Here is a 13,190-nt window from a genome sequence, read left to right on the forward strand (position 1 = left end):
GCCCGGTTACATTTCGAACCCGGAAGCTAAGCCTTACAGCGCCGATGGTACTGCAGGGGGGACCCTGTGGGAGAGTAGGACGCCGCCGAACAATCTTTGGAAAGGACCCCTGGTCCCCAGCGTTCAGCTGGGGACCAGGGGTCCTTTCGTTTTTCCAGGGCGCACCGGGTACCCGGTTGCGCGAGAATGACTTGCAGTACCGAAGACAGGAGTCACCGATGTCCACCAACTCGCCCGACGATCGACCGGAGCGCGACCAGCGGCGACGGGACAGTGGTGACCGCGGTGACCGAAGCGGTCAGCGCGGGGACCGTGGCGGTTTCCGTCGCGACAACGACCGCGGCGAGCGTGGCGGCTTCGGCCGGCGTGATGACAGCCGTGGCAACGACCGCGGTGGGCAGCGCGCTGGATTCCGGCGGGACGACCGGCGGGACGACCGTCGGGAGGACCGTCGGGATGACAGCCGTGGTGGTGGGTTCGGGCGTCGTGACGACCGTGACCGTGGGCCGCGTCGTGATGACCGTGACCGTGGCGGGGACCGTGGCGGTTTCCGTCGCGATGACCGGGGCGGTGACCGTCCCTCCTTCCGTCGCGATGACCGCAGTGACCGCGGTGACCGCGGTGACCGGCCGTCCTTCCGCCGGGACGACCGCGGCGACCGCGGTGACCGGCCCTCCTACCGCCGTGACGACCGCCGTGACGACCGTCGCGACGACCGCGGCGAGCGTCCCCCTTACCGTCGTGACGACCGCGGCGACCGTGGTGGTTTCCGTCGTGACGACAATCGTGGCGAGCGCGGCGGTTTCGGTCGGCGTGATGACAGTCGCGGTGGTGAGCGTGGCGGGTACCGAGGCCGGGACGACCGCGGGGGGCGTGGGCCGCAGCGTGATGACCGAGGCGGGCGGCCCGGTGGTTTCCGCGGGCGTGACGACCGGCACGGCGGCGGTGGCCGTTTCCGTGAGGAGCGGGACCGCGACCGGGACCGCGAGCCGATCAAGCGCCTGCCGATTCCCGAGGAGGTCACGGGCGACGAGATCGACAAGGACGTACGGCAGGAGCTTCAGAGCCTGCCCAAGACGCTTGCGGAGGACGTCGCCAGGAACCTGGTGATGGTCGCCCGGCTTCTCGACGAGGACCCGGAGACCGCGTACGCCTACTCCAAGATCGCTCTGCGTCTGGCGTCCCGTGTCGCCGCCGTACGGGAGGCGGGCGGGTTCGCCGCGTACGCCAACCAGAAGTACAGCGAGGCTCTGGCCGAGTTCCGGGCCGCGCGGCGGATGACCGGGTCCGTCGAGCTGTGGCCGGTCATGGCCGACTGCGAGCGCGGGCTCGGTCGGCCCGAGAAGGCGCTGGACATGGCCGGTGCCCCCGAGGTGCACAAGCTGGACAAGGCCGGTCAGGTCGAGATGCGGCTCGTCGCGGCCGGCGCCCGGCGGGACATGGGGCAGCTGGACGCGGCCATCGTGACGCTGCAGAGCCCCGAGCTGGCCTCCAACTCCGTACAGCCCTGGACCGCGCGACTGCGGTACGCCTACGCCGACGCGCTGCTGGCCGCCGGCCGGGAGCAGGAGGCGCGGGAGTGGTTCGCGAAGGCCGTGGAGTCCGACCGGGACGGCAGCACGGACGCCTCCGACCGCCTCGCCGAGCTGGACGGCGTCGAGTTCATGGACGCCCTTGACGAGGAGCGCGAGGGCACCGTGGAGAGCCCCTCCGCCGAGGACAGCGGCGCGGACAAGGACGCGGACGGCGAGAAGGACTGACGTCCATGGCGTGACGACGAAGGGGCGGGACCGGCGTACGGTCCCGCCCCTTCGTCGTCGTGCCGACTCACAGGTCCAGCGTGCGCAGCACCAGGCCCGAGGCCGGTTTCGGGCCGAAGGACGTCGACTTCCGGGGCATCGTGACGCCCTGTTGGGCCAGCTCGCGGACGACCTCCTCACGGACCGGGTGCATCAGCACCGCAGTGCCGCCGTCGCGTTCGGCCTTCTCGACGGTGGCCGCCATGTCGTGGATGTAGGAGATGTGGGCGGCGGAGTCTTCCGGGATGCGCCAGACATGGGCGAGGAGGGTGGCGTGCAGGACCGTGGCGTCCAGGGTGCGCCAGGCCTCGGGGCGGTCGGTGGGGACCGTGCGGGCCAGCAGGCCGGGGTCCGGCCGGTCGACGAGGTGGAAGGCGCCGTCGCCGGCGAGCAGGAAGGCGTTGCCCGCCTCGGCCGCCTTCGCCAGGGCGTCCATGGACTCGGCCGGCGGCATGTCGAGGCGGCGGACGCGGAAGTGGCCGTCCAGGGCGGCCACGGCGTCGTACACCGGGAGGTCGTGCAGCAGGCGGTGGATGGCGCGCACCCGGAGCGGGTAGCGGGCCGTGTCGACCAGGAGGACCAGGCCGTGGTCCCAGGGGCTGGGGGAGGGGTGCTCCGCGCGGAGCGTGCGATAGGTCGCCCAGCGGTGGTGGCCGTCGGCGATGAGGGCCTGGTGCCGTGCCAGCTCGGCCCGGACGCGGGACAGGTCGTCGGGGTCCGTCACCGCCCACAGGCGGTGGCAGAAGCCGTCCTCCGTGGTCGTCGAGAGAAGCGGCGGCTGCTCGGCGGTGCGTTCCACGACGGTGGTCGTGGCCGCGGTGGGGCCGTTGCCGCGGTAGGTGAGGAGCAGGGGCTCGAGGTTCGCCCAGGTGGCCCGCATGAGCGCCGCGCGGTCGGCGACGACGTGCGGCATGACGTCCTCGTGCGGCAGGACGACCTGCTCCGTCGGGTCCGACACCCGTAGGGCGCCGATGATGCCGCGTTGCAGCATGCCGTCGCCGTCGCGTTGTTCGTAGACGTACAGGCTCGGTTCGGGATCGGCGGTCAGGACGCCCTCGGCCATCCAGCGCCGCAGCGTGTGGGCGGCCTGGTCGTTGCGCGCCTCGGGCGTGGCGGCCTGGGGCAGGATCAGCCGGACGATGTTGTACGGGTCTGCGGACTCGAGGTGGAGCAGGCCGTCGGGGCGGACCACGACGTCGTAGGGCGGGGACGTCACGGCGGCCAGACTGCCGACCCGGTCGGGGTCGTAGCGGAGGCCTCGGAACGGGGTGAGTTCCAGGCCCCGGCGCGCCGTTGCTTCCGGGTGACCTGCTGTGTTCATCCCGGCATCGTACGTGTGTCAGTGGCATGGGGGATGATCGGGGGAAAGGCGTCGAACGAGGAGCGATGTGCAATGAGCCGGAGCGTCAGGACGAGGCCCGAGGGCAGTGGGCGGGGCCTGAGCGAGGCGTACGACACGGCGCTGCTCGACCTGGACGGCGTGGTGTACGCAGGGGGGAACGCGATCGCTCACGCGGTCGACTCGCTCGCCACCGCCCGCGCGGGCGGCATGCGTCTGGCGTACGTCACGAACAACGCGCTCCGGACCCCCGACGCGGTCGCCGAGCATCTGACCGAGCTGGGCATACCGACGGGTGCCGACGACGTCATCACCTCGGCCCAGGCGGTGGCCCGGCTGATCGCCGAGCAGGTGCCGTCGGGGGCGCGGGTGCTGGTGATCGGCGGCGAGGGGCTGCGGGTGGCGCTGCGGGAGCGCGGCCTGGAGCCCGTGGAGTCCGCGGAGGACGATCCGGTGGCCGTCGTGCAGGGATTCGGCGGGCCCGAGCTGCCGTGGGGGCGGTTCGCGGAGGCCTGCTACGCCATCGCGCGCGGCGTGCCGTGGTACGCCTCCAACACCGACCTGACGATTCCGGGCGCCCGCGGCATCGCACCGGGCAACGGCGCGGCGGTGGAGGTCGTGCGGATCGCCACCGGGGCCGATCCGCAGGTGGCGGGGAAGCCGTTGCCTCCCATGCACCGGGAGACGATCCTGCGCACCGGCGCGCAGCGACCGTTGGTGGTGGGCGACCGGCTGGACACGGACATCGAGGGCGCGTTCAACGGGGAGGTCGATTCGCTGCTCGTCCTGACCGGCGTGACCGACGGGGCGCAGCTGCTGGCGGCACCGCCTCAGCACCGGCCGACGTATGTCGACGCCGATCTGCGCGGGATGCTCACCGGGCAGCCGGAGGTCACGGGCGGCGGAGACGGGGACGGTGGGTTCCATTGCGGCGGCTGGACGGCCACGGCCGGCGTGGAGCGGCTGGAGCTGGAGGGCGAGGGCGCGGCGCTGGACGGGTTGCGTGCGCTGTGTGCGGCGGCCTGGACGGCGGGCGGGGAGGCCGGGTGCGGACTGGACTCGGGGAAGGCGCTGGCGCGACTGGGGTTGTGAGCCGTCGTACGGGGCAGGAGCCCGGCCGCGGGCGGAGCCAGGAAAGATCCTCGGGATCGTGATCGATTGGCAGGGTAGGCTAACCTAACCGGGTGTTGGTCGACAGTCCCCCCGAACAGCGCGCGGAGACCGCCCCCGCGCCGCCCCCGAAGCGCCGTGTCCTACGTGCCGTCGGGCTGCCCGTCTCGGCGGCGGTCCTCGTGCTCATCGCGTTGACGAGTATCGCGATCGGCGCGAAGGACCTGTCCCTGGCGCAGGTCTGGCACGGCTTGTTCCACGACTCGGGCACGTACGGCGACGTCGTGGTCAGCGAGCGGCTGTCGCGGACCGTGCTCGGTCTGCTCGCCGGTGCCGCGCTCGGCCTCGCGGGAGCCGTACTGCAGGCGCTCACCCGTAATCCGCTGGCCGATCCAGGTCTGCTCGGCATCAACGCGGGCGCCTCGGCGGCGGTCGTCACGGCCATCACCTTCTTCGGCGTCACCTCGCTGACGGGGTATGTGTGGTTCGCCTTCGCCGGTGCGGCGGGGGTCGGCGCACTGGTCTGGTTCCTGGGCGGCAGCCGGGGGGCCACGCCGGTGCGGCTGGTGCTGGCCGGTACCGCGATCAGCGCCGCGCTGTTCGGCTACCTCCAGGCCGTGATGATCATGGACGACGCGGCGCTGGGCAGGATGCGTTTCTGGACGGTCGGTTCGCTCTCGTCGGCGACGAACGGCACCATCAAGGAGGTGCTCCCGTTCTTCGTGGCGGGCACGGTCCTGGCCCTCGCGCTCTCCCGGCCGCTCAACGCCATGGAGATGGGCGACGACACCGCCAAGGCCCTCGGCGCCAATCTCAACCGCACTCGGGCGCTGTCCATGCTGGCCGCGACCGTGCTGTGCGGGGCCGCGACCGCCGCCTGCGGGCCGATCGTGTTCGTCGGACTGATGGTCCCGCACATCGTCCGCTCCTTCACCGGCCCCGACATGCGCTGGATCCTGCCGTACGCCGCGATCCTGTCGCCCGTGCTGCTGCTGGGCGCGGACATCCTCGGCCGGATCGTCGCACGGCCCTCGGAGCTGCAGGTCGGCATCGTCACCGCCGTCCTGGGCGGTCCGGTCTTCATCTATCTCGTACGACGGCGGAGGACGGCCCAGCTGTGAAGAACGGGAAAGCCGGGAAGACCGGGAAAGCCGGGAAGACCGGGAATGCCGGGAAGGCCGGAAAGACGAACCGAGCGGTGCGAAGCCCGGGTGGGCTGTCGTTCCGGCTGGACGTCCGGGCCACTGTCGTCGTCGTGCTGCTGCTGGTCGTCGCGTTGGCGGCGAGCGTCGTACTCATCGGCACGGGCGACTTCGAGATACCGGCCGCCGACGTGCTCAGAACTCTCGTCGGCGAGGGCAACGCCAGTCAGGAGTTCATCGTCAACGAACTGCGGCTGCCGCGGGTCCTGGTCGGGCTGCTGGTCGGCGCCGCGCTCGGGGTGGGCGGTGCGCTCTTCCAGGCCATCTCGCGCAACCCGCTCGGCAGCCCGGACGTGCTCGGCCTCGGGCAGGGCGCGACCGCCGGTGCCCTCACGATGATCGTCCTGTTCTCCGGCAGCTCGGCGCAGGTCACCGTCGGTGCGCTCGTGGGCGGCCTGGTGACCGGACTCGCCATCTATCTGCTCGCCTGGAAACGGGGCGTGCACGGTTACCGGCTGGTCCTGGTCGGCATCGGCGTGTCCGCGATCGTCACGGCCGTCAACGGCTATCTGCTCACCCGTGCCGACATCGTCGACGCCTCCCGCGCCGTCGTCTGGATGACCGGCTCCCTCAACGGCCGCGACTGGGACCACGTCTGGCCCCTGCTCGCGCTGTGCGCCGTACTCGTCCCGCTCGTGCTCACCAACGGACGGGCGCTGCGGATGATGGAGATGGGCGACGACGTCTCGTACGCCCTCGGAGTGCGCGTCGAGCGCGTGCGGGCGCTGCTGATGGTGGCCGCCGTGCTGCTCACCGCCGCGGCCACCGCCGCCGCGGGGCCGGTCAGCTTCGTCGCGCTCACCGCGCCGCAGCTCGCCCGGCGCCTGACCCGCTCGCCCGGCCCCAACCTGCTGCCGTCCCTGTGCATGGGCGCCGCCCTCCTGGTCACCGCCGACTTCGTCTCGCAGCGGGCCTTCGGCGCCGACCAGCTGCCCGTGGGCGTGGTCACCGGCGTGCTCGGCGGCGTCTACCTGCTGTGGCTGCTGGTCACCGAACGCAAGGCGGGCCGGATATGAGCGCCGGTGCCGGTACCCGCAGCGGCCTGAACAACCAAAGGAGCAACGTGAGCCGCCTGACCGCCGAGAACGTCACCCTCGCCTACGACCAGCGGGTCATCGCGGAGAAGCTGTCGGTGGAGATACCCGACAACTCCTTCACCGTGATCGTCGGCCCGAACGCGTGCGGCAAGTCCACCCTGCTGCGGGCCCTGTCGCGGATGCTCAAGCCCGCCCAGGGCCGGGTGCTGCTCGACGGATCGGTCATCCAGTCGATGCCCGCCAAGCACGTCGCGCGGACCCTCGGTCTGCTGCCGCAGTCGTCCATCGCGCCCGACGGGATCACCGTCGGCGACCTCGTCGGCCGGGGCCGCTACCCGCACCAGGGCATCCTGCGCCAGTGGTCGACCGAGGACGAGCGGGTCGTCCAGGAGTCGATGGCCCAGACCGGCATCTCGGAACTCGCCGAGCGCTACGTCGACGAACTCTCCGGCGGTCAGCGCCAGCGCGTGTGGATCGCCATGGCGCTCGCCCAACAGACCCCGTTGCTGCTGCTCGACGAGCCGACGACGTACCTGGACATCCAGCACCAGATCGACGTCCTCGACCTCTGTGCGGAACTCCACGAGGAGCAGGGCCGCACGCTCGTGGCCGTCCTGCACGACCTCAACCACGCCGCCCGGTACGCCACCCACCTCATCGCCCTGCGTGAAGGGCAGATCATCGCCGAGGGCGCGCCGAAGGACATCGTCACGGCCGAACTCGTCGAGCGGGTCTTCGGGCTGCGCTGCCAGGTCATCGACGACCCGGAGACGGGTACGCCGCTGGTGGTGCCGGCCGCGCGCAAAGCACGTGGCGGGGCCGGCGCCAAGCTCGAGAAGGTGGCGGCTACAGAAGCTTCCTGAGGCGGAACAGGTCCCGCAGGCCCGCCTCCAGCTTCACCCGGCCCGAGCCCCAGGCCTTGGCGAAGTTCAGCTCGCCGCCGACCAGGGCCACCAGGTCGTCGCCGGTCATCGCCAGCCTGATCTCGGCCTTCTCGCGCGGCGGCCCCGCAAGGGTCTCGCGCACGTCGATCCGGCCGTCCGCCATGCGTCCGGCGAAGGTGACGTCCAGGTCGGTGATGTGGCAGCTCACCGAGCGGTCCAGCTCGGTGGCCGACCGCACGTCCCCTTCGGCGCTGTGCATGTTGTCCGAGAGCTTGTCGAGTGCGGCGCGGCACTCCTCAGTCGTCGCCATCGGGACCGACCGTACCCCAGTGGTACGCGGTAGCGTCGGGGCATGAGCGACGCAGTACCGGAGCCGACGGCACAGGCGACCGACGGGGAGCCGACCGAAGCGCGGGCGCCGGAGCACGACCCCGCCGCGCCCGCCCCCCTGGACGTCCCCCGCGCCCCCACCGGTAACGCCGAGGTGGACGCCCGGCTGGCGCGGCTGGCCGACGCCGACCACCTGGCCACGGACGGACATGTCGAGGTGTACGAGGATGTACACCGGGGGCTGCGCGACGCGCTCACCGCGCTCGACGCCCGCCCGGGACCTCCGGCGCCCCCATCGACGTACGTCCCTAGGAGCTGAACCGAACGTGGCAGGAGTCGCACGCCGCCGTCTCGACGCGGAGCTGGTCCGCCGCAAGCTGGCGCGCTCGCGCGAGCACGCCAGCCAGCTGATCGCCGCCGGGCGGGTCACCGTCGGCAAGACCGTCGCGACCAAGCCCGCCACGCAGGTGGAGACCGCCGCCGCGATCGTGGTGACCGCCGACGACAGTGACCCCGACTACGTCTCGCGCGGCGGCCACAAGCTCGCCGGCGCCCTCGACGCCTTCGTACCGCAGGGGCTCGTCGTCGAGGGCCGGCGGGCGCTGGACGCCGGCGCGTCCACCGGAGGCTTCACCGACGTACTGCTTCGGGCGGGCGCGGGGCACGTCGTCGCCGTCGACGTCGGTTACGGACAACTCGCCTGGTCTCTCCAGCAGGATGAACGCGTCACCGTCAAGGACCGTACGAACGTACGCGAGTTGACGCCGGAAGCGATCGATGGGGAGCCCGTGGACCTTGTCGTGGGGGATCTGTCCTTCATCCCGCTCGGACTGGTACTGCCCGCACTGGTGGGGTGCACGCGGCCGGACGCCGACCTGGTGATGATGGTGAAGCCGCAGTTCGAGGTGGGGAAGGAGCGGCTGGGCAGCGGGGGAGTGGTACGCAGTGAGCAGCTGCGGGCCGAGGCCGTACGGGGAGTCGCCCGCAAGGCCTGGGAACTGGGACTCGGAGTGAAGGGGGTCACCGCCAGTCCGCTGCCCGGTCCCTCCGGGAACGTCGAGTACTTTCTGTGGCTGCGGGCCGGGGCCGACGAACTGGACCCGGCCGACGTTGACCGTGCAGTGGCGGAGGGGCCGCGTTGACACAGAACCGAGCTCGTACTGTTTTCCTGCTCGCCCACACCGGGCGCCCCGCGGCCATCCGCAGCGCGGAGCTCGTGGTCAAGGGGTTGCTGAACGCCGGGCTGGGGGTGCGTGTCCTGGAGGCGGAGGCGTGCGACCTGCCGCTGCCGGGCGAGGTGGAGCTGGTCGGCGAGGCCACTCCGCAGTGCCTCGACGGGTGTGAGCTGCTGATCGTGCTGGGCGGTGACGGGACGCTGCTTCGCGGCGCGGAGTTCGCCCGCGCCTCCGGGGTGCCGATGCTCGGCGTCAACCTCGGCCGGGTCGGCTTCCTCGCGGAGGCCGAGCGCGACGACCTCGACAAGGTCGTCGACCGGGTGGTGAGCCGGGCGTACGAGGTCGAGGAGCGGATGACCGTCGACGTCGTCGTGCACCGCAACGGCGACATCGTGCACACCGACTGGGCGCTGAACGAGGCCGCCGTGCAGAAGGCCGGCGCCGAGAAGCTTCTTGAGGTCGTGCTGGAGATCGACGGGCGGCCGGTGACGGGGTTCGGCTGCGACGGCATCGTCCTGTCGACGCCGACCGGATCGACGGCGTACGCCTTCTCGGCCGGGGGGCCGGTGGTGTGGCCCGAGGTGGAGGCGCTGCTGATGGTGCCGATCAGCGCGCACGCGCTGTTCGCGAAGCCGCTGGTGACCTCGCCGGACTCGGTGCTCGCGGTGGAGGTGCTGCCGCACATTCCGCCGGGGGTGCTGTGGTGCGACGGGCGGCGGACGGTGGAGCTGCCGCCGGGGGCGCGGGTGGAGGTGCGGCGGGGGGCGGTGCCGGTGCGGTTGGCTCGGCTGCACCACGCGTCGTTCACCGACCGGCTGGTGGCGAAGTTCGCGTTGCCGGTGTCAGGGTGGCGGGGGGCGCCGCATTAGCGGACTCGATGGGGTGGTTTCGGCGCGACCGCGGCCTCGGGTGCGTTGTGGCTGGTCGCGCAGTTCCCCGCGCCCCTGAGCGGCACCTGCTCACCCGGGGTGACAGAGGTGGGGCGGTCGCACTTCGTACGCTCGACCTCGTATGGTCGTGTCCGTGCTTGAGGAGATGCGGATACGGTCGCTCGGGGTCATCGACGACGCCGTGGTCGAGTTGTCGCCCGGGTTCACCGCTGTCACCGGTGAGACGGGTGCCGGCAAGACCATGGTGGTCACCAGCCTGGGGCTGCTGCTGGGCGGACGCGCGGACGCGGCGCTCGTGCGGATCGGGGCGAAGAGCGCGGTCGTCGAGGGGCGGATCGCCGTGCCCGGGGACGCCGCGGTCGCCGTCCGGGCCGAGGAGGCCGGGGCCGAGCTGGACGACGGGGCGCTGCTGATCAGCCGTACCGTGTCCGCCGAGGGACGGTCGCGCGCGCACCTGGGCGGGCGGTCCGTGCCCGTGGGGATGCTCGCCGAGCTGGCCGACGAACTGGTGGCCGTGCACGGGCAGACCGACCAGCAGGGTCTGCTCAAACTGTCCCGGCAGCGGCAGGCCCTGGACCGGTACGCGGGTGACGCGGTCGCCGGACCGCTCGCCAAGTACGCCGAGGCCTACCGACGGCTGCGGGCCGTCGCCACGGAGCTGGACGAGATCACCACGCGCGCGCGTGAGCGCGCCCAGGAGGCCGACCTGCTGCGCTACGGCCTCGACGAGGTGTCGGCCGTCGAGCCGCGTGCCGGCGAGGACGTGGAGCTGGCCGAGGAGGCGGAGCGGCTGGGCCACGCCGAGGCGCTCGCGTCGGCCGCCACGGCCGCTCACGCCGCCCTGGCGGGCAACCCGGAGGACCCCGAGGGCGTGGACGCGGCGACGCTCGTCGCGGGCGCGCAGCGGGCCCTGGACGCCGTGCGGTCGCACGACCCGGCGCTGGCCGCGCTCGCCGAGCGGATCGGCGAGGTCGGGATCCTGCTCCGCGACGTCGCCGGGGAGCTGGCCGGGTACGCCGACGACCTGGACGCCGATCCGCTGCGGCTGGCGGCGGTCGAGGAGCGTCGGGCCGCGCTCACCGCGCTGACGCGGAAGTACGGTGAGGACGTCACCGCCGTTCTGAACTGGGCCGAGCAGAGCGCCGCGCGGCTGACCGAGCTGGACGGCGACGACGAGCGGATCGGCGAGCTGACCGCCGAGCGGGACGCGCTCCGGACGGAGCTGGGCGGGCTGGCACAGGCACTGACGGACGCGCGCACGGAGGCCGCGGAGCGGTTCGCCGCCGCGGTGACGGCGGAGCTGGCCTCGCTCGCGATGCCCCACGCGCGCGTGTCGTTCGAGATCCGGCAGACCGAGGACCCGGAGGGCGTGGAGGTCGCTGGACGCGCGGTCGCGTACGGGCCGTCGGGCGCCGACGAGGTCGAGCTGCTGCTCGCCCCGCATCCGGGCGCGCCGCCGCGGCCGATCGCCAAGGGCGCGTCCGGCGGTGAGCTGTCGCGCGTGATGCTGGCCGTGGAGGTCGTGTTCGCGGGCACGGATCCGGTGCCGACGTACCTCTTCGACGAGGTCGACGCCGGTGTCGGCGGCAAGGCGGCGGTGGAGATCGGGCGGCGCCTGGCGCGCCTCGCGAGGAGCGCGCAGGTCGTGGTCGTCACGCATCTGCCGCAGGTGGCCGCGTTCGCCGACCGGCAGCTGCTGGTGGAGAAGACGAACGACGGCTCGGTGACCCGCTCCGGAGTGAAGGTGCTGGAGGGCGAGGAACGGATCCGCGAACTGTCCCGGATGCTGGCCGGCCAGGAGGACTCGGAGACGGCCCGGGCCCACGCGGAGGAACTGCTCGCGACGGCACGGTCGGACGCGTAGGCCCGGCCGCGGCGGCGCGGTCGGACGCGTAGGCCCGGCCGCGACGGCGCGGTCGGACGCGTAGGCCTGGCCGCGACGGCGTACGGGGAGAAGGTGAGCGAGGCGGCACGCTCACTCGTGTGAGTGAACCGGCCCCGTCCCGTTGCCCCGAAGGTCGCCCGCGCGGGACGGTCGTCGTTCCCGGAACACCCGTACGGCCTGGCATCCTTGACGGAGTAACGCGCTGGAAACCGCGCGGCGCGCCCTCTCCGCACCATCCTTCTGTACGTTCTTCGTGACCGTCCCCCGCCGAAACCAGGAGTTCCCGGCCACGTGACCCCCGTGAGCAGCCACTCACCGCACGGCCAGTCGCCGCTGCGCACCGTGCAGGTACTGGGCGGCGGCAACGCCGGCAGCAGCACGCACGTGCGCTCCCTGGCCGCGGGGCTCGTCGCACGGGGCGTGAAAGTGACGGTGTGCGCCCCCGCCGATGCGGAACGCACCTACGACTTCACGGGCGCCGGAGCCGACCACGTGCACGTGCCGCGCAGCAGCGATCCCGTGTCCGTCGCCGCGCTGCGGGCGGTGTGCGCGGAAGCCGACCTGGTGCACGCGCACGGGCTGCACGCCTCCTTCCGCGCCGCGCTGGCCCTCGGCGGACGCCGGGTCCGTACTCCGCTCGTCGTCACCTGGCACGACCGGGTCCATGCCGAGGGAGCGCGCGCCCAATTGCTGCGCGTGCTGGAACGACGGGTGATGAAGGCCGCCACCGTGGTGCTCGGCGCCACCTCGGAGCTGGTCGACCGGGCACGGCGTACGGGCGCGCGGGACGCCCGGCTCGGTCCCGTCGCGCTCCCCGCCCGGCCGTGCCCGCCGGTCGAGCCCGACGACCCCGACCGGCGGCGCCCGAAGGTCCGGGCCGAACTCGGCGCCATCGGTCGCCCGTTGCTGATCGCGGTCGGCTCCCTGGAGGGGCACCGGGGTTACGACGTCATGCTCCACGCCGCCCGTGTCTGGCGCCGGCTCGACCCGGTACCGCTGGTCGTCGTAGCCGGGGAGGGCCCGCTGCGCGCGGAGTTGCAGCGGCGGATCGAGGACGAAGGACTGCCGGTGGTGCTCATCGGCAGCCGCGACGACGTCACCGACCTTCTGGCGGCGGCCGACCTCGCCCTGCTGCCGAGCCGTCGGGAGGCACGCTCCGTCCTCGCCCAGGAGGCCCTCCACGCGGGCGTGCCGCTCGTCGCGAGCGACGTCGGCGGCATCCCCGAGCTCGTCGGCGACGCTGCCGAACTCGTCCCGGACGGGGACGCGGAGGCCCTCGCCGACGCCGTCGTCCGGCTGCTCGCCGACCCGGGGCGGTGCGAGGAGCTGAAGGACAGGGGCGTACGGCAGGCGGCCACCTGGCCGACCGAGGACGAGACCGTCGCCCAGGTCCTCAGCGTCTACGACGAGTTGACGCAGCCCACGCCGCTGCTCTAGGCGCCCTGGTCTAGGTGTACTGCCCAGGGACGTTGGTCAACCTGGTGACGGGTGGTTTGCCGCCGGTTGCGGTGTGGGGGCGGTGGTGATTGTAGTGATGGA

At 72.7% G+C, this 13,190-nt stretch carries 13 protein-coding genes and 1 rRNA gene; 11 read left to right on the top strand and 3 right to left on the bottom strand.

All coding sequences use genetic code 11. From position 1 onward, the window contains the following. A 5S ribosomal RNA gene (rrf, locus tag ACFCZF_RS39965) occupies window positions 1-91 on the top strand; the annotation flags it as partial. A gap of 121 nt (window positions 92-212) precedes the next feature. Here the strand turns inward: rrf and ACFCZF_RS39970 are convergent. Further along, window positions 213-938 carry a hypothetical protein gene (locus ACFCZF_RS39970; protein WP_376675853.1) on the bottom strand — a complete coding sequence of 242 codons (726 nt, stop codon included), beginning with the start codon at window positions 936-938 and terminating at the stop codon, window positions 213-215. A gap of 63 nt (window positions 939-1,001) precedes the next feature. Between ACFCZF_RS39970 and ACFCZF_RS39975 the strand changes: the two genes are divergently transcribed. After that, window positions 1,002-1,760 (top strand): hypothetical protein, encoded by a 759-nt coding sequence (locus tag ACFCZF_RS39975; protein ID WP_376675852.1) that lies wholly within the window; start codon window positions 1,002-1,004, stop codon window positions 1,758-1,760. 67 nt (window positions 1,761-1,827) lie between these two features. Here the strand turns inward: ACFCZF_RS39975 and ACFCZF_RS39980 are convergent, their stop codons facing one another. Beyond that, window positions 1,828-3,120 carry a DUF1015 domain-containing protein gene (locus ACFCZF_RS39980; RefSeq protein WP_376675844.1) on the bottom strand — a complete coding sequence of 431 codons (1,293 nt, stop codon included), beginning with the start codon at window positions 3,118-3,120 and terminating at the stop codon, window positions 1,828-1,830. 72 nt (window positions 3,121-3,192) lie between these two features. Between ACFCZF_RS39980 and ACFCZF_RS39985 the strand changes: the two genes are divergently transcribed. From ACFCZF_RS39985 to ACFCZF_RS40000, 4 genes are all read left to right on the top strand, one after another. Further along, entirely contained in the window at window positions 3,193-4,230 is a 1,038-nt protein-coding gene (locus ACFCZF_RS39985; protein WP_376675845.1) for an HAD hydrolase-like protein, read from the top strand. Window positions 4,231-4,322: 92 nt separating this feature from the next. Continuing rightward, window positions 4,323-5,369 (top strand): FecCD family ABC transporter permease, encoded by a 1,047-nt coding sequence (locus tag ACFCZF_RS39990; protein ID WP_375924690.1) that lies wholly within the window; start codon window positions 4,323-4,325, stop codon window positions 5,367-5,369. Between the two features lie 77 nt (window positions 5,370-5,446). Further along, window positions 5,447-6,466 carry a FecCD family ABC transporter permease gene (locus ACFCZF_RS39995; RefSeq protein ID WP_376675846.1) on the top strand — a complete coding sequence of 340 codons (1,020 nt, stop codon included), beginning with the start codon at window positions 5,447-5,449 and terminating at the stop codon, window positions 6,464-6,466. Then, window positions 6,463-7,350 carry an ABC transporter ATP-binding protein gene (locus ACFCZF_RS40000; RefSeq protein ID WP_376675847.1) on the top strand — a complete coding sequence of 296 codons (888 nt, stop codon included), beginning with the start codon at window positions 6,463-6,465 and terminating at the stop codon, window positions 7,348-7,350. The genes ACFCZF_RS39995 and ACFCZF_RS40000 overlap by 4 nt, the downstream gene beginning before the upstream one ends. Here ACFCZF_RS40000 and ACFCZF_RS40005 read toward each other — a convergent pair. Next, complete coding sequence (locus tag ACFCZF_RS40005; protein WP_376675848.1) at window positions 7,334-7,681, bottom strand: SCP2 sterol-binding domain-containing protein; 348 nt, start codon at window positions 7,679-7,681, stop codon at window positions 7,334-7,336. The two genes, ACFCZF_RS40000 and ACFCZF_RS40005, sit on opposite strands and share 17 nt — an antisense overlap. Before the next feature lie 42 nt (window positions 7,682-7,723). On the opposite strand from ACFCZF_RS40005, the gene ACFCZF_RS40010 reads away from it, so the two are divergent. The 5 genes from ACFCZF_RS40010 to ACFCZF_RS40030 all read left to right on the top strand — a co-directional run bounded on the left by ACFCZF_RS40010 (window position 7,724) and on the right by ACFCZF_RS40030 (window position 13,088). Beyond that, window positions 7,724-8,020 (top strand): hypothetical protein, encoded by a 297-nt coding sequence (locus ACFCZF_RS40010; protein WP_375924698.1) that lies wholly within the window; start codon window positions 7,724-7,726, stop codon window positions 8,018-8,020. A 7-nt stretch (window positions 8,021-8,027) separates the two neighbouring features. Beyond that, entirely contained in the window at window positions 8,028-8,843 is an 816-nt protein-coding gene (locus tag ACFCZF_RS40015; protein WP_376675849.1) for a hemolysin, read from the top strand. Further along, window positions 8,840-9,745: an NAD kinase gene (locus ACFCZF_RS40020; RefSeq protein ID WP_375924702.1), complete on the top strand. Its 906-nt coding sequence runs from the start codon at window positions 8,840-8,842 to the stop codon at window positions 9,743-9,745. The genes ACFCZF_RS40015 and ACFCZF_RS40020 overlap by 4 nt, the downstream gene beginning before the upstream one ends. A gap of 142 nt (window positions 9,746-9,887) precedes the next feature. Further along, complete coding sequence (gene recN, locus ACFCZF_RS40025) at window positions 9,888-11,630, top strand: DNA repair protein RecN (protein WP_376675850.1); 1,743 nt, start codon at window positions 9,888-9,890, stop codon at window positions 11,628-11,630. A 312-nt stretch (window positions 11,631-11,942) separates the two neighbouring features. Beyond that, entirely contained in the window at window positions 11,943-13,088 is a 1,146-nt protein-coding gene (locus ACFCZF_RS40030) for a glycosyltransferase family 4 protein (RefSeq protein ID WP_376675851.1), read from the top strand. Window positions 13,089-13,190 lie beyond the last annotated feature (102 nt).

This window comes from Streptomyces sp. NPDC056296, from assembly GCF_042268605.1.
GTDB lineage: Bacteria > Actinomycetota > Actinomycetes > Streptomycetales > Streptomycetaceae > Streptomyces.

Bases quoted from the DNA above. Each gene is read 5' to 3' on its own strand.
- recN (WP_376675850.1), top strand. From the start codon at position 9,888: ATGGTCGTGTCCGTGCTTGAGGAGATGCGGATACGGTCGCTCGGGGTC.
- ACFCZF_RS40010 (WP_375924698.1), top strand. From the start codon at position 7,724: ATGAGCGACGCAGTACCGGAGCCGACGGCACAGGCGACCGACGGGGAG.
- ACFCZF_RS40000 (WP_376675847.1), top strand. From the start codon at position 6,463: ATGAGCGCCGGTGCCGGTACCCGCAGCGGCCTGAACAACCAAAGGAGC.
- ACFCZF_RS39985 (WP_376675845.1), top strand. From the start codon at position 3,193: ATGAGCCGGAGCGTCAGGACGAGGCCCGAGGGCAGTGGGCGGGGCCTG.
- ACFCZF_RS40005 (WP_376675848.1), bottom strand. From the start codon at position 7,681: ATGGCGACGACTGAGGAGTGCCGCGCCGCACTCGACAAGCTCTCGGAC.
- ACFCZF_RS39980 (WP_376675844.1), bottom strand. From the start codon at position 3,120: ATGAACACAGCAGGTCACCCGGAAGCAACGGCGCGCCGGGGCCTGGAA.